The sequence below is a fragment of the Rhizobium hidalgonense genome (assembly GCF_005862185.2).
GTDB lineage: Bacteria > Pseudomonadota > Alphaproteobacteria > Rhizobiales > Rhizobiaceae > Rhizobium > Rhizobium hidalgonense.
Map to the genome: position 1 here is coordinate 1,899,766 of NZ_CP054027.1, position 14,823 is coordinate 1,914,588.

Consider the following 14,823-nt stretch of genomic DNA (forward strand, 5'->3'; position numbering starts at 1 on the left):
GTCCCGTCGGGCCGCTTTAAGAGAGTGCGACCCGCAAAGAAGCTGATTTGCTCGACGCAAACAAGTGGTTTGCGTGAAAACAAGAATACCCGGATTCATAGGAAGACCGTACAGATGAGCGTTTCAGGCCTGCCGTTCGACGATTTCCGTACCCTGCTCCGCGATCTGCCGGGGCCGGATGCCCGTGCGCTGGTGGCCGCGCGGGAACGCGACGCGCAACTGACCAAGCCGCCGGGCGCGCTCGGACGGCTCGAGGAAATCGCCTTCTGGCTTGCCGCCTGGACAGGCCGTACGCCTGCCGTCAACCGGCCGCTGGTGGCGATCTTTGCCGGCAATCACGGCGTCACCAGGCAAGGCATTACGCCTTTTCCGCCGGCGGTGACGCAGCAGATGGTCGAGAATTTTGCCGCCGGGGGGGCTGCGATCAACCAGATTTGTGTCGCCTATGATCTCGGGCTGAAAGTCTTCGATCTGGCGCTCGATTACCCCACCGGCGACATTACCGAGGAAGCAGCGCTTTCCGAGCGCGATTGCGCCGCGACCATGGCCTTCGGCATGGAGGCCATCGCCGGCGGCACCGACCTGCTCTGCATCGGCGAAATGGGCATCGGCAATACCACGATTGCCGCGGCGATCAATTACGCGCTCTACGGCGGTTCGGCGCGAGACTGGGTCGGACCCGGCACCGGATCGGAAGGCGAGATGTTGGAGCGCAAGGTTGCGGCGGTGGAAAAGGCGGTGGCGCTGCATAGCGACCATCTCGACGATCCCCTGGAAATCATGCGCCGGCTCGGCGGCCGCGAGATTGCGGCGATGGCCGGAGCCATGCTTGCCGCCCGCATGGAGCGGATCCCGGTGCTGATCGATGGTTATGTCGCGACCGCCGCGGCGGCGATCCTGAAAGCCGCCAATCCCTCTGCGCTCGACCATTGCCTGATCGGCCACGTTTCGGCCGAGCCCGGACATCTGCGCGCAATCGAGATGCTCGGCAAGACGCCGCTTCTGGCGCTTGGCATGCGGCTCGGCGAAGGCACCGGGGCGGCGCTCGCCGCCGGCATCGTCAAAGCCGCCGCCGCCTGCCATTCCGGCATGGCGACCTTCGCCCAGGCCGGTGTGACCAACAAAGACTGAGCCCGCGCGGCTTTGCTTGCGCCGCCCGGGTGGATTCGGTATCTGCGTATTCGGTCATCAAACGGGGCGGCAAAGCCTTTCCCGGTCTGCAAGAGGGAGGGCGCCTTGACGAAGCCTGCGGTGACGAAAGAGACCGGATTTCGGCATTTCACCGCCGCCGCCAGCTATTCCTGGGCAGGCTTCCTGCGCGTTCTGAGAGAGGCAGCCTTCCGCCAGGAACTTGGTTTCTTCGTCGTTTCGATCGCAGCGCTGGCGTTAGTGGGGGCGAGCGCCGGCGAGATCGTCGTTGCGGTGGTCCTGTTTCTCGGGCTGTTTTCGATGGAGGCGATGAATACCGCCGTCGAGGAGGTCATCGACCGGATTTCGCCGGAGATTTCGATCGTCGGCAAACATGCCAAGGATCTCGGCTCCTTCGCGGTGAGCTGCATGATTGCCGCCTGCTGCCTCTATCTCGGCTTCGTCCTCGCCAAGCACCTGTTTTTCACCCTCGCATGACTTAGGCCGATCCGGCTCAGCCACGGCTCCAACAAATTGAAGCATGATGTCAGCCTGCTTGCGCTGAATCAGGCAAAACTCTTACGCTTGCGCGCGACCGCCTGAGCCTCTTCCACAGCCGGCAGGCTCTGCAGCACGCGTTTGGCTGGCAGGATTGCGATGACCTCAGTGCCCTCGCGCAGCTTCGATTTCAGCAGGAATTGTCCGTCATGCTTGGCAAGGATCGCCTGGACAATTGGCAGCCCGAGACCGGTGCCCTGTTCAGCGCTCTTGATGGCGATCGAGCCCTGGCCGAAGGCCGACAGGACGACGGGAATTTCCTCTTCCGGAATGCCGGGGCCATTGTCCTTGATAGAGATGTACTGACCGCCGCCGGCAGTCCAGCCGACCTTGACGTGAATTTCGCCGCCCTGCGGCGTGAACTTGACGGCATTGGAGAGAAGGTTGAGCACCACTTGGCGCATCGATTTCTCGTCCGCCCAGATGGCCGGCAACTGCCGCTCGAATTGATCCGAAATGGCGATGTTCTTGGCGCGGGCGCGCAGTTGGACCATGCCGATGCAATCTTCGGTGATATCGAGCAGCGAAATCGCTTCCTCGCTCAGTTCGTATTTGCCGGCCTCGATGCGGGAGAGGTCGAGGATCTCGTTGATGAGATCGAGCAGATGCTGGCCGGAGCGGTGAATGTCGCCGGCATATTCCTTATAAGTCGGATTGGCGAGCGGCCCCATGACTTCGGCTGACATAACCTCGGAGAAGCCGAGGATGGCGTTGAGCGGGGTCCTGAGCTCGTGCGACATGGAGGCGAGGAAGCGGGACTTGGCGAGGTTTGCCTCTTCGGCGCGGCGGCGCGCCTCGTCCGACATCGATTTCGCCACTTCAAGCTCGGCGATCAGGTCGTCCTTCTCCGACTGGTAGGAAAGGATCTTGAGGTTCGACTTGAACAGCCGGTCGCTGATATAGTTGAAGAAGACAAGGGTGCTGGTGAAGAGGCCCGTCAGGCTGATTTCGAGCAGGTCGCGCGACAGGCCGCTCTTGGCGGCGAGCGCCAGGATCGCCGGCGCGAAGGCGACGAGCACGGCTGGCGTCAGCATGAAATTGGACATCGCCGTGACGGAGAGCGCGATTAGCAGCGTCGCACCCTTATAAAGGATGAAGCTCGAAGGCTCGCAGGTGTCGCAGCCCTGCAGCGCGAACACCGCCCAGCAGCAGCCGATCATGAACTGGCCGAGCAGCAACAGGCGGCGCCATTTGCGGGCGCTCTCGGCGGTGATTTCCTGCCTGCGGGCCCGCCGCGCAAGCAGGATATTGCCGGTGTGGCAGGTGAGCGTCAGCAGCGCCCAGAAAAGCAATCGCGTATCTTGAGTGAAATAAACGCCAAGCGCGGTGATGATGACAATGAAGAGCGGCATGATCGTCGCGCCCTGCAGCATCGACGCCACATACATCTTGAGCACGTCACGATCAAAGGAGGAATTGGAGGCATGGCCGGACTGCAGACGTTCGCGCGTTTGCCGCACGGCCTTGGAAACGGCCTTGTTGCGGTGGCTGCGCGACCTGTCGACGATAATCTTGTCGGTCGATGTGCTTACGCCGGTACTCATGTGCACGTTGAAACTTCATCCCAGGGTGGATAAGAGCTTAACCGGCAATTCTTAAGAAGATGTTTGCCATCTTTGCCAAGGATTTGTTTTTTAAGGAGGCGAAAGCGTGACACGGAGCCTGCGCCTGATTCGCGACGGCGTGACCGCTTTTGCCCTGCTGGTGCTCCTGGCGCTGATTGCCGCCAAATTCAACGATGCAGCAAGAATTGAGCATGCGGGCGCTTTCCATGCTGCCGATGGCGACAGTCTGACGTTGGGAGCCGCACGCTTGCGCCTCGAAGGTATCGATGCACCGGAACTTAACCAGAGCTGCGAGCGGGCGGGACATGCCTGGGCCTGCGGGCGCGCGGCGCGCGAGGCGCTGCAGGGCATGGTCCTGGCATCGGGAACGCTTTGCCAGGGCAGCCGGCGCGACCGCTACGACAGGCTGCTTGTCATCTGCCGGAGCGGGATGGCCGGCGACATCAACGCCGCCATGGTGCGCCGGGGCATGGCGATCTCCTATGGCGGTTATGGCAGGGAGGAGGCCGAGGCGAGGGCTGCGAAGGCGGGCCTCTGGGCCGGCACTTTCGAGCGGCCGCGCGATGTGCGCGACCATGCGCGCCAGAGTTCCGACTCCGGCGGCCCGTTGCGCTTCATCAGACGAATCGTCGGATGGGAGTGAAGCCATGACCGACGAAGCCACGCTGGAGATGTTGCGACTGGAGATCGCCGCCTGCCGCATCTGTCGTGACGCGCCGGCGAAAGGTCTCGCATATCGGCTGCCGCACGAGCCGCGGCCGGTGGCCGTGATTTCGTCCACCGCGCGCATCCTGATCGCCGGGCAGGCGCCCGGGCTTCGGGTGCATGAGAGCGGCCTGCCGTTCGACGATACTTCAGGCGACCGGCTGCGGTCCTGGCTCGGCGTTGACAGGGAAAGCTTCTATGACCGCGACCGATTCGCCATCGTGCCGATGGGGTTCTGCTTTCCCGGCTATGACGACAAGGGTGCGGATCTGCCGCCGCGTCGCGAATGCGCGCCGTTCTGGCGGCAAAGGGTGATTGCCGCCATGCCGCAGATCGAACTGCTGCTGGTCATCGGCCAATATGCGCAGGCCTGGCATATGGCGGGCGAGCGGTTGGATAATATGACAGAGACGGTACGGGCATGGCGGGACAGCCTTCTGTCGAACCGGTCGCCGGCGGTGCTGCCGCTGCCGCATCCGAGCTGGCGCAACAGCGGCTGGCTGAAGCGTAATCCCTGGTTCGAAAAGGAACTGCTCCCGGTCCTGCGAGAGCGGACGAAAATACTGCTTTCCTGAAACAAAATTCTTTTCGTTGCGCGGAATCGCGCTATACAAAGAAAAATAATTCGAAAGGACTGTTGTGCGCATGGACCGCCTCGACCGCAAAATACTGCGTCTGCTGCAAGAAGATTCGACCCTCGCCGTTGCCGATCTTGCCAAGAAAGTGGGGCTTTCGACGACGCCATGCTGGCGGCGTATCCAGAAAATGGAAGAAGACGGCGTCATCAAGCGGCGAGTCGCCATCCTTGATCCGGAGAAGGTCAACACGAAAGTCACCGTCTTCGTGTCGATTCGCACTGCCACCCACTCGATCGAATGGCTGCGCCGCTTTTCCGAGGTGGTTGCCGAGTTCCCCGAAGTGGTGGAATTCTACCGGATGAGCGGTGATGTCGACTATCTCCTGCGAGTCGTCGTGCCCGATATCGCCGCCTATGACGCTTTTTATAAGCGGATGATCGCCAAGATCGAGATTCGCGACGTCTCCTCCGCCTTTGCGATGGAGCAAATCAAGTATTCGACGCAACTGCCGCTCGACTACATGATTCTCGACAACGCCAAATCCAACGAGGACTGAACCGCCGTGCGGCCTGCAGCCGCACGCAAATCGCGCCAGGATTGAGTGTCTGAGGCAATCCGGCCACATTTGAGTGCGCCGATCGCGGCGCGTGGAGTAGGCGAAAGTGGTCGCAACTGCAGAAAGGCCCTGGAAATAGCGAAAAAACGCTCGAATCTCACCAAATTCAAAAAAATAAATAGCCTGGTAACGAATGCGGGGCTATGTTGACCGAGAACCCGTGAGCGTTGTGTCATCATTTCGTCTCATTGGTATCGAATTCAGGACACTATGTTCTAAACCGCTGCCTTGTATGTGTTGATTGGCCGGCGGTAGAGTTTATACACTTCACCAATAATGTTCGACGGGGGTCGAACGGTGGAGAATTCGACAGATGGGGTATAGCGTTTGCGGCTTGCGGTGGAGGATTTCCGTCGCGGGGCCGCTTGGCTTGTTTTTGGCCTAGATAATTGAAATTGTTGTATAAAAATCACGCCTACGGGGAAAGTAGCTTCGGTGGGCCCATCTCACGTGTATCGAGAATTGCTTGATAAGCCGGTGTATGGGATGACGGTTTGGCGGTTCGATCGATCCGCACGCCGAGATGGCTGTTCAAACTGGGCCGGCTTCAAATCGACTACCCGATTGGAAGCCAGCCCCGATCGACAAAGGAATGGATTGGTAAATGAACATCAGAATGGTTTTGCTTGCATCAGCAGCAGCATTTGCTGCATCGACGCCGGTTCTTGCAGCTGACGCTATCGTTGCTGCCGAGCCGGAACCGGTTGAATATGTTCGCGTCTGCGACGCTTACGGCACCGGCTACTTCTACATCCCGGGCACCGAAACCTGCCTCAAGATCGAAGGCTACATCCGTTTCCAGGTCAACGTTGGCGACCAGCCAGGTGGTGACAACGATTCTGATTGGGATGCAGTTACCCGCGGTCAGGTTCAGTTCACGGCCAAGAGCGACACCGAGTATGGTCCGCTGACCGGCGTCATCGTCATGCAGTTCAATGCTGACAATGCCACCGATCAGGAAGCCATTCTCGACTCCGCTTACCTCGACATCGCGGGCTTCCGCGCTGGTCTCTTCTACAGCTGGTGGGACGATGGCCTCTCCGGCGAAACCGACGACATCGGCTCGGTTGTAACGCTGCACAACTCCATGCGCTATCAGTATGAAAGCGGCACCTTCTACGCTGGCCTCAGCGTCGACGAACTGGAAGACGGCGTTTACAAGGCTGATGAAGAAGCCAACAACGTTGGCGTTGCCTTCGGCGTCGGCGGCACGGCAGGTGCATTCAGCTACCAGGTTACCGGCGGCTGGGACTTCGACAATGAAGACGGCGCAATCCGCGCAATGGGTACGGTTGACATCGGCCCCGGCACGCTCGGCCTCGCTGGCGTATATTCTTCCGGCCCGAACTCCTACTACTCGTCGGCTGAATGGGCTATCGCTGCCGAATACGCCATCAAGGCAACCGACAAGCTGAAGATCACCCCGGCCGTTCAGTACTACGGCAACTACTTCGGCGGTGGCAAGGCTGTTCCGGATGACTTCGACGGTCTCGGCGATGCTTGGAAGGTCGGTCTGACGGTTGATTACCAGATCGTCGACAACTTCTACGCCAAGGCTTCGGTTCAGTACCTCGATCCGGATGATGGCGACGACTCCACGACGGGCTACTTCCGTCTGCAGCGTTCGTTCTAATCCAAATACTGGATGCTCCCGGTCTTCGGACCGGGGGCACTTCAAATCAGTTTCTGATCCGAGTGACCTCCGATCAGCTACGGGGACGGGTCCGGTCTTCCCTGCCGGACCGTCCTTGCAGCGTTTTTAACGCACAGTCCTCCGGGCAGTCTCTCAAAAACCTTTTCAGGTAACCGAACCGGTTCGTTGCTGATCGCACCCGGGCTTCTTGCCAGCCTTGTTATCGAGGCACCCCTATTTCTATTTTCAAGCGAGCTTGTCTGTCGATCAGCTGCGCCGCGCGAGCCGTATTTGCCGCCGGCTGGCTTTGTCGCAACAGGGTGCGAAAAGCAAATCCAATGCCGACAATGTGATTACAGCTTTTTTGGAGAGGGGATACAACCCTTGCAGGGGCTGGGCTTTCATTCCTTCTCGCGGACAGCTTGTTCTTATGGACGATCTCAACGATTACTATTATTTCGCCGCTGTCGTCTCCAGCGGCGGTTTTGCTTCTGCAAGTCGCGATCTCAAGATACCGCGTTCGAAGTTGAGCAGGCGGGTCAGCCGGCTTGAGGACGGGCTTGGCGCAAGGCTCATAGAACGCTCGACTCGTCACTTCCGGGTGACGGAGATCGGCCAGGCTTTCTACGAAAGATGCCAGACCATCTTGCAGGAGGCCGATCGCGCCAAGTCAATCGTCAGCGAGGCTCAATCCGATCCGCAAGGCGTCGTGCGGATGGGCTGCCCGCTCGGTCTCGTCGACATCTCGGTCGGCGGAATCCTGCCTGAATTCCTGGAGCGTTATCCGAAGATCAAATTGCAGATCATCGGCTCCGACCGGCGCGCCGACCTCATCAATGAACGGATCGATCTTGAAGTGAGAGCGACCAATGAGCCGGAGACGCAGACGAGCCTGACGATGCGCAAGCTCGACCGGGTACGGCGTATTCTCGTCGCAAGTCCGGCGCTGGTGGAGCGCACCGGTGGCCTGAATTGTGTGGACGAACTGGCCGACCTTCCGACGCTGGCGATGACTTCATGGGTGTCTTTTCACAGCTGGGAATTGATCGGTCCGAATGACGCCAAACGAGTCATTCGGCATCAGCCGCGGCTCACCTGCCGCAGCATGACCGCCATCCTCGACGCGGCCCGTGCCGGTCTCGGCTTCGGGCTTTTGCTCGAAAGCGCCTGCGAAGCCGATCTCCAGGCCGGCAAGCTGGTGCGGGTGCTGCCGGATTGGCAGTCGGAGGAGAGCCAGTTCTATATCGTCTTCACCACAGCCAAGGGCATGCCGCCGGCAGTGCGGGTGCTGATCGATTTCCTGGTCGAAAAATCCCGGCAGCATTGAAGAAGCAGCATAGACGGAGAAGGGAACCGGGCATGCGTTTATTTCAGCCGTGCCAGCAGCTTTTCGCCGGCCAGTTCCTTGACTGCATCCTTGCCGATCCAGCGGGCCGTTTTGTCGGGGCTTTCGGCCAGAGCTCTTGCGAGGGCGAGCGCCGGTGCATGGCAGGCGAGATTGCGCTTGCCGATACTGCGCAGCGCCCAATTGACCGCCTTGCGCACGAAGTTTCGCGGGTCGCGGGAATAGGCCTTGATCAGCGGCAGCCACGCAAAGATGGTTGCGTCGGGCTCCTTCTTCCGATGCACGGCGGCGCCGGCAATCATGGCGAAGGCAGTGCGCCTGACAAATTCGCGCTCGTCGGCGGCGAATTCTGAGATGAGATCGTCCAGCCGGGCCTCGACGAAGAGATCGGCGGCGCAATCGACGATCTCCCACGAACTGAAATCATTGGCCCAATTGCGGGCTTCTTCCGCCGTCAACCGCTTCGGCTCGGCAGTGCAGAGTGCGAGCAGGCGGGCTTCACGGATATCGCTTTGCCAGAGTTCGACCGCTCTGGCGTGATTCTTTTTCGCCAGTCGGGCGATTGCCCTGATATCGGAATTGAGATTCCGAGGGCGCGGTTCGTGACAATGCCGAAGCGCGCCATGCCGGCGACATTTTCCTCTGAACGCAGCGTTTCGAGATGGGCGATCAGTTCGGCTGCGTCGGAGGCTGACGTGATCATTTTTCGAGGCGGGCGAGCAACGAGGATGTATCCCAGCGGTTGCCTCCCATCGCCTGGACGTCGCCGTAGAACTGGTCAACGACCGCGGTGACCGGCAGCTTGGCGCCGTTGCGGCGGGCTTCGGTGAGCACGATACCGAGATCCTTGCGCATCCAGTCGACCGCGAAGCCGAAATCATATTTTCCGGCGTTCATGGTCTTGTGGCGGTTTTCCATCTGCCAGGAGCCGGCGGCCCCCTTGGAAATCACCTCGACGACCTTTTCGATATCGAGACCGGCGCGCTTGCCGAAATGCAGCCCTTCGGCAAGCCCCTGGACGAGCCCGGCGATGCAGATCTGGTTGACCATCTTGGTCAGTTGGCCAGAACCTGCCGGCCCCATCAAACCGACCATTCGGGCATAGGCGTCGATGACTGGCCTGGCGCGTTCGAAAACGGTCTCGTCGCCGCCGCACATCACGGTCAGGGCGCCGTTTTCAGCACCGGCTTGGCCGCCCGAGACCGGAGCATCGATGAAGTCGACGCCTTTTTCTTTTGCCGCGGCATAAAGTTCGCGGGCGACCTCGGCGCTAGCGGTGGTGTTGTCGATCAGCACCGAACCCGGCTTCATGCCATGCAAAGCGCCGTCCTTGCCCGATGTCACCGACCGGAGATCTTCGTCATTGCCGACGCAGACGAAAACGAAATCGGCCCCGGCGGCGGCTTCGGCCGGGGTGGGGGCGGACTTGCCGGAGAATTTCTCCGCCCAGGCGGCGGCTTTTTCGGCCGTACGATTGTAGACGGTGACATCGTGGCCGCCCTTCGTCTTCAGATGACCGGCCATGGGAAAGCCCATGACGCCGAGACCGATGAATGCGACTTTAGCCATATGTCCTGTCCTTATCCGGAGTGCGAGGCCCTGAGGATTAACCGAAACGGCCTGAGCAGAAAAGCCGTGAAGACGGACTTCCTTGCGACAGATGGATATGAGACTGGTCACCGTTGGCCTCAGCCCTAGGTGAGAACCAGGCAAATGTTTCCGGGGGGTGATGTGCGCGACGTTCCGACGATCGAGCCGCGGCGCAAGGGCCGCAGTGGAATGCAGTCGATGCTTATTCCATCGCAGCAGATGGTCGCAGAGCAGATTCGATCGGCCCAGCAAGGTGTTTTCACCGGGCTTGGCGTCCTTCGCCGCCGCCTCGCTGTTCAATACGGAGCTGGCGCCTGCTGCCCGGTGACCGTGCAGCGGCATTTGCGCGCGATCGCCGAGCTTTCCTTTGGCGTGTTGGAGAAGGGCGAGCCTGTGTCGACGGTGACGCCCTATTGGCGCATGGTCGATCCGCTTGCGACGCGGCTCGCTGGCGGCCCCAGCCGCATCCCGGAGCGGCTGGCCGCCGAGCCCGGCAGGGACGGTGAAGACAGAATAGTGGCCGCGTGGAAAAAAATTCCGCTTAAGGGGCAATTTCCGGTTGGCAAAATTTCATCAAAGGCGGAATCTCACAAATAAAATTGTCGATATAAAATATAGATTTCATCATCATGAATCGTCACAACGGACAAACCGGCCAACCGAAAGCAGTTCCGGCACCGTTCAAGTAGGGGATAATCATGATTTCACGTCGACAGACGCTTGGACTTTTCGGTGCGGCCGCCGCCGTAGGGTTGTTGCCCGCCATGAAGCCGGCACGCGCCGCCGCCACGGAATTTCGTATCGGCTGGCAGAAGAACGGTGTGCTGGCGCTTGCCAAGCGTCGCGGCGCCCTTGAAAAGCGGCTTGCCGACCGCGGCATTACCGTCAGTTGGTCGGAATTCACCTCAGGCCCACCGCTTCTCGAAGCGCTCGGCGCCGGCGCTCTCGATTTCGGCGCGACCGGCGATGTGCCGCCGCTCTTTGCCCAGGCCGCGGGGGCGCAGCTCTATTATGTCGGCCTCTACCGCGGCAGCCCTGCGGCGTCGGCCATCCTGGTGCGCATGGATTCGCCCATCAAGACACTTGAGGACCTCAAGGGCAAGAAGGTCGTCTTCAAGCGCGGCTCGAGCGCCCACAACGTTGCAATCAAGGTCTTACGCCACGCGGGTCTCAAGCCCGAGGATGTCGAGCAGATCGATCTTTCACCCCCGGATGCGGCGGCCGCATTCAAGAACGGCAGCATCGATGCATGGTCGATCTGGGACCCCTATCTGGCGATTGCAGAAGCCGATCCGGAGACGCGTGTCCTTACGACCGCCGAAGGCATCGTCGACTCCTACAGTTTCTTCCTCGCCAGCCGCAATTTCACCGATGCCAACGGTCAGGTGATTGTCGATGTCATCGACGAGCTTGCCAAGGTCGGCAAGTCGGCACAGAGCAATCTCGACGAGACGGTGAAGGAACTTTCCGAGATCACCGGCGTGCCGGTCGAAGTGACGCGCGTGACGGCGACGCGCAAGGGCACCGATCTTGGTAGCGTCTCGACGATCACCGACGCTGCCGCCGCCTATCAGCAGGGTCTCGCCGACGAATTCTATAATCTCGGCATCGTGCCGAAGAAGCTGGTGACCGGCGATATCATCTGGCGTCCCAAGGCCAGCTAAAGCGCGTCGCATCAAACTTGATCCATGCGACGCATTTTAGCTTTTTGTTCTGATGCATGTTGTAACCCCGGAAACGCTGCACACTTCCGGGCGACATGCATTAGTTGCCGGGGCAAGTTGATTTTTCAGCTTGGGCCATGATTTGCGCGAGGCGGCATGGGGAGGGCCTCCATGCCGCCTCGCGCGAAAAATTATTCTCCGAAGCGGATTAGAATGGCAAATTGATATTGTCGATCTAATTGGTAGTCTATGTCAATATCCTCAACAGGAGGCGGACACCAATCGCCATTCGATCGACAGGGATATTTCAGATGTTCACGCGCAGACAGACACTCGGCCTTCTTACAGCCTCCGCCGCCACCGCGATCCTCCCAAGCATTCGCCCGGCACGAGCAGCGACGACCCTGCGTATCGGCTGGCAGAAGTTCGGGGTGCTGCCGCTTGCCAAGGCATCGGGCGCGCTGGAGAAACGGCTTTCAGCCAAGGGTGTCAGTGTCGAATGGAACGAGTTCACATCAGGCCCACCTTTGCTCGAGGCGGTCGGCGCCGGCGCGCTTGATTTCGGCGTTTCCGGTGACGTACCGCCGCTTTTTGCCCAGGCGGCCGGCGGCGACCTGCTCTATGTCGGGGCCTATCGAGGTCCGGCGGCTTTCCATGGACTGCTGGTGCAGAAGGATTCGCCGATCCAGACGCTTCAGGATCTGAAGGGCAAAAAATTGGCCTACAAGCGCGGTTCGAGTGCGCATAATTTCGCCCTGAAGGTTCTCGCTAAGGCCGGGCTGTCGCGCTCCGACATTACCGAGATCGATCTGCCTCCGCCGGATGCGGGTGCCGCCTTCAAGACCGGCAGCATCGATGCCTGGGCGATCTGGGATCCGTTCTTTGCCGTCGCCGAGGCAGATCCTCAGACGCGGCTACTGACGACTTCCGAAGGCCTGCTCGATAATTGGGGTTATTTCCTCGGCAATGGTGCCTACACCGGAGCCAATCCTGAGGTGATCGCCGAGGTGATCGACGAACTCGCCAAGGTAGGCGCCGCTGCCCAGGCCGATCTCGACGGCACTGTGAAGGCGCTGTCCGAGATAACGGGCGTGCCGGAAACCATCACGCGGGTGACACTGACGCGTAGTCAGGCCGATCTCGGCAAAATCTCGCTCTTCCCCGACCAGGCACTCACCTACCAGCAGGGACTTGCCGACGATTTCCACGCGCTCGGCATCGTGCCGAAGAAACTCAAGATCAGCGACATCGTCTGGCACCCCAAGGCCAGCTAGTTCTGGAAAAGCTGACGTTGTCAGCTACCCGAGCTACTCAGATTTTTGAATTCCGCAGCAAAGGACCGTCTTCCATGACCGCCACTTCCGATCCCATCAACTTCCTCTGGTTCATCCCGACCTCGGGCGATGGCACCTATCTCGGCTCAGCCGATCTCAATCGCGCGCCGGAAATCGGCTATCTCACGCAGATCGCCCAGGCGGTCGACCGGCTCGGTTATTCCGGAGTGCTGCTGCCGACGGGCGTTGCCTGCGAGGAGTCTTTCGTGACTGCGGCGGCGCTCGCGGCCAAGACCGAGAAGCTGCAGTTCCTGGTGGCGATCCGCCCCGGCACGGCATCGCCTGCCTACTACGCGCGTCTGGCAACGACGCTGGACCGCATCTCCAACGGCCGTCTGCTACTCAACATCGTCGTCGGTGGCAGCCCGGCGGAGCTTGCCGGGGACGGCATCCATCTCGAGCATGACGAACGTTACGCCCATGCCGAGGAATTCTTCACAGTCTTCGAGGAACTGCTGGAGAAGGGCACGGCGAGCTTCGACGGCAAATACATCAAGGCGACCAATGCGCGGCTCGGCTTTCCCTCCGTGCAGAACCCGCGCCCGCCGCTCTATTTCGGCGGCTCGTCGGATGCCGGCATCGATTTCTCGGTCGGCCGCGTCGACAAGTACCTGACCTGGGGTGAACCGCCGGCGCAGGTGGCCGAAAAGATCGCCAAGGTGCGCAATGCCGCTGCCGAGCGCGACCGCGAAGTGAGCTTCGGCATCCGCCTGCACTTCATCGTGCGCGAGACTGACGAGGAAGCATGGGAGGCCGCCGAACGGCTGATCCGCCATCTCGACGACGATACGATCCGTGAGGCGCAGGAGCGTTTCGTCCACGAATCCGACTCGGTTGGTCAGAAGCGTATGGCTGCCCTTCACGGCGGCCGTCGCGACAAGCTCGAAGTTTCGCCGAACCTCTGGGCCGGCGTCGGCCTGGTGCGCGCCGGCGCTGGCACGGCGCTGGTCGGTTCGCCGCAGACGGTGGCTGCGCGCCTTCGCGAATATCAGGAGATCGGCATCGATACCGTGATCGGCTCCGGCTATCCACATCTCGAAGAGGCCTATCGCGTCGCCGAACTGCTTTTCCCCGAACTAGGCATCACTCGTGAGCAGCAGCGCCTGGGCTTCCACAACGAGTTCGGCCGCAAGCAGGTCTTTGCGGGCGGCAGCCATGGCGGCAATCTGAAAGTCGTCTCCGGCTCCTAAGCCCGAGCAAAGAGCGTGAAACCGCCGAAAGCCGTACACGGCTTTCGGTATCCTGCTCCTGATAAGCGCGAGGACAATGCATGTCGACTTTCGATACTCCGTTCGTACGATCGGTCGCTGCCGAGGAGGCCGCAAAGACGGGTTTCCGCCTGCCGCTGCCCCGCCGGGAGAAGCTGATACCCTATCTGGTGCCGATGGCGATCGTGGCGTTCTGGCAGCTTGCCTCCTCGGCCGGATTGATCTCCTCGCGCATCATGCCATCACCGGCCGATGTCGCTCTCGCCTTCTGGTCGACGACCGTTTCCGGCCAGCTGCCGAACGACGTGCTGGTCAGCGCCGGCCGCGCTTTTGCCGGCCTTCTCGTCGGCGGCTCGATCGGATTCCTGCTCGGTATCGCCAATGGCGTGTCGCGCATTTCGGAGCAGCTGACAGATACGACGCTGCAAATGCTGCGCACCATTCCACATCTGGCGATGATCCCGCTCGTCATCCTGTGGTTTGGGATCGGCGAGGAATCGAAGCTGTTCCTGACCTCGCTCGGTGTGCTCTTTCCCGTTTATCTCAACACCTATCACGGCGTGCGCAATGTCGACCGCGATCTTATCGAGATGGGAAGAGTCTATGGCATGGGGAACTGGACGCTGTTCCGCAAGGTGATCTTTCCGGGTGCGCTGCCGTCGATCTTCGTCGGCCTCCGCTATGCGCTCGGTATCATGTGGCTGACCTTGATCGTATCGGAATCGATCGCCGCGTCCTCAGGCATCGGCCACATGGCCAACAATGCCCGCGAATTCATGATGACTGACATAGTCGTGCTCGCGCTCGTCATCTATGCCGTGCTCGGCAAGCTTGCCGATGTCATCGCCAGGGTTCTGGAGCAGCGGCTGCTCGCCTGGAACCCGGTCTACCAGAAATAG

General features: G+C 60.6%; 14 protein-coding genes and 1 pseudogene. 12 read left to right on the top strand and 3 right to left on the bottom strand.

Features of this window, described 5'->3' with window-relative positions; translation table 11 throughout:
* The first annotated feature begins 114 nt into the window (after positions 1 to 114).
* Positions 115 to 1,131: a nicotinate-nucleotide--dimethylbenzimidazole phosphoribosyltransferase gene (gene cobT, locus FFM81_RS09025; protein ID WP_003564168.1), complete on the top strand. Its 1,017-nt coding sequence runs from the start codon at positions 115 to 117 to the stop codon at positions 1,129 to 1,131.
* 105 nt (positions 1,132 to 1,236) lie between these two features.
* A complete protein-coding gene (locus tag FFM81_RS09030) occupies positions 1,237 to 1,626 on the top strand; it encodes a diacylglycerol kinase (protein WP_003564166.1) in 390 nt (129 codons plus the stop codon).
* Positions 1,627 to 1,694: 68 nt separating this feature from the next.
* On the opposite strand, the gene FFM81_RS09035 is transcribed toward FFM81_RS09030, so the two are convergent.
* A complete protein-coding gene (locus tag FFM81_RS09035; protein WP_003564164.1) occupies positions 1,695 to 3,230 on the bottom strand; it encodes a sensor histidine kinase in 1,536 nt (511 codons plus the stop codon).
* Positions 3,231 to 3,336: 106 nt separating this feature from the next.
* Here FFM81_RS09035 and FFM81_RS09040 point away from each other — a divergent pair, with 106 nt between their 5' ends.
* The 5 genes from FFM81_RS09040 (at position 3,337) to FFM81_RS09060 (ending at position 8,110) form a co-directional block, all read left to right on the top strand.
* A complete protein-coding gene (locus FFM81_RS09040) occupies positions 3,337 to 3,894 on the top strand; it encodes a thermonuclease family protein (RefSeq protein WP_003564162.1) in 558 nt (185 codons plus the stop codon).
* Between the two features lie 4 nt (positions 3,895 to 3,898).
* Positions 3,899 to 4,531, top strand: a complete 633-nt coding sequence (locus FFM81_RS09045; protein ID WP_003564160.1) for a uracil-DNA glycosylase family protein — start codon at positions 3,899 to 3,901, stop codon at positions 4,529 to 4,531.
* A 70-nt stretch (positions 4,532 to 4,601) separates the two neighbouring features.
* Positions 4,602 to 5,090, top strand: coding sequence for an Lrp/AsnC family transcriptional regulator (locus FFM81_RS09050; RefSeq protein ID WP_003540387.1), 489 nt, complete (start codon positions 4,602 to 4,604; stop codon positions 5,088 to 5,090).
* A gap of 664 nt (positions 5,091 to 5,754) precedes the next feature.
* Positions 5,755 to 6,783: a porin gene (locus FFM81_RS09055; protein ID WP_025416377.1), complete on the top strand. Its 1,029-nt coding sequence runs from the start codon at positions 5,755 to 5,757 to the stop codon at positions 6,781 to 6,783.
* Positions 6,784 to 7,213: 430 nt separating this feature from the next.
* Positions 7,214 to 8,110, top strand: a complete 897-nt coding sequence (locus tag FFM81_RS09060; RefSeq protein ID WP_003569193.1) for a LysR substrate-binding domain-containing protein — start codon at positions 7,214 to 7,216, stop codon at positions 8,108 to 8,110.
* A 38-nt stretch (positions 8,111 to 8,148) separates the two neighbouring features.
* Here the strand turns inward: FFM81_RS09060 and FFM81_RS09065 are convergent.
* Both FFM81_RS09065 and FFM81_RS09070 read right to left on the bottom strand, forming a co-directional pair.
* A pseudogene (locus FFM81_RS09065) lies at positions 8,149 to 8,831 on the bottom strand (DNA alkylation repair protein).
* A complete protein-coding gene (locus FFM81_RS09070; protein ID WP_138384180.1) occupies positions 8,828 to 9,697 on the bottom strand; it encodes an NAD(P)-dependent oxidoreductase in 870 nt (289 codons plus the stop codon). Before FFM81_RS09070 ends, FFM81_RS09065 begins: the two are co-directional and overlap by 4 nt.
* Positions 9,698 to 9,859: 162 nt before the next feature.
* On the opposite strand from FFM81_RS09070, the gene FFM81_RS09075 reads away from it, so the two are divergent.
* The 5 genes from FFM81_RS09075 to FFM81_RS09095 all read left to right on the top strand — a co-directional run bounded on the left by FFM81_RS09075 (position 9,860) and on the right by FFM81_RS09095 (position 14,823).
* Entirely contained in the window at positions 9,860 to 10,315 is a 456-nt protein-coding gene (locus FFM81_RS09075) for a hypothetical protein (RefSeq protein WP_138384181.1), read from the top strand.
* A gap of 101 nt (positions 10,316 to 10,416) precedes the next feature.
* Complete coding sequence (locus FFM81_RS09080; protein ID WP_138384182.1) at positions 10,417 to 11,382, top strand: aliphatic sulfonate ABC transporter substrate-binding protein; 966 nt, start codon at positions 10,417 to 10,419, stop codon at positions 11,380 to 11,382.
* A gap of 311 nt (positions 11,383 to 11,693) precedes the next feature.
* Complete coding sequence (locus FFM81_RS09085) at positions 11,694 to 12,656, top strand: aliphatic sulfonate ABC transporter substrate-binding protein (protein WP_003569184.1); 963 nt, start codon at positions 11,694 to 11,696, stop codon at positions 12,654 to 12,656.
* 74 nt (positions 12,657 to 12,730) lie between these two features.
* A complete protein-coding gene (gene ssuD, locus FFM81_RS09090) occupies positions 12,731 to 13,906 on the top strand; it encodes an FMNH2-dependent alkanesulfonate monooxygenase (protein WP_003569182.1) in 1,176 nt (391 codons plus the stop codon).
* Between the two features lie 80 nt (positions 13,907 to 13,986).
* On the top strand, positions 13,987 to 14,823 hold the full coding sequence (locus FFM81_RS09095; RefSeq protein WP_003569180.1) for an ABC transporter permease subunit: 837 nt from the start codon (positions 13,987 to 13,989) through the stop codon (positions 14,821 to 14,823).

What these genes read in the sequence shown, in the direction of transcription:
- cobT (WP_003564168.1), top strand. Translation starts at nt 115, where the DNA reads ATGAGCGTTTCAGGCCTGCCGTTCGACGATTTCCGTACCCTGCTCCGC.
- FFM81_RS09035 (WP_003564164.1), bottom strand. Translation starts at nt 3,230, where the DNA reads ATGAGTACCGGCGTAAGCACATCGACCGACAAGATTATCGTCGACAGG.
- FFM81_RS09045 (WP_003564160.1), top strand. Translation starts at nt 3,899, where the DNA reads ATGACCGACGAAGCCACGCTGGAGATGTTGCGACTGGAGATCGCCGCC.
- FFM81_RS09050 (WP_003540387.1), top strand. Translation starts at nt 4,602, where the DNA reads ATGGACCGCCTCGACCGCAAAATACTGCGTCTGCTGCAAGAAGATTCG.
- FFM81_RS09055 (WP_025416377.1), top strand. Translation starts at nt 5,755, where the DNA reads ATGAACATCAGAATGGTTTTGCTTGCATCAGCAGCAGCATTTGCTGCA.
- FFM81_RS09060 (WP_003569193.1), top strand. Translation starts at nt 7,214, where the DNA reads ATGGACGATCTCAACGATTACTATTATTTCGCCGCTGTCGTCTCCAGC.
- FFM81_RS09070 (WP_138384180.1), bottom strand. Translation starts at nt 9,697, where the DNA reads ATGGCTAAAGTCGCATTCATCGGTCTCGGCGTCATGGGCTTTCCCATG.
- FFM81_RS09080 (WP_138384182.1), top strand. Translation starts at nt 10,417, where the DNA reads ATGATTTCACGTCGACAGACGCTTGGACTTTTCGGTGCGGCCGCCGCC.
- FFM81_RS09085 (WP_003569184.1), top strand. Translation starts at nt 11,694, where the DNA reads ATGTTCACGCGCAGACAGACACTCGGCCTTCTTACAGCCTCCGCCGCC.
- ssuD (WP_003569182.1), top strand. Translation starts at nt 12,731, where the DNA reads ATGACCGCCACTTCCGATCCCATCAACTTCCTCTGGTTCATCCCGACC.
- FFM81_RS09095 (WP_003569180.1), top strand. Translation starts at nt 13,987, where the DNA reads ATGTCGACTTTCGATACTCCGTTCGTACGATCGGTCGCTGCCGAGGAG.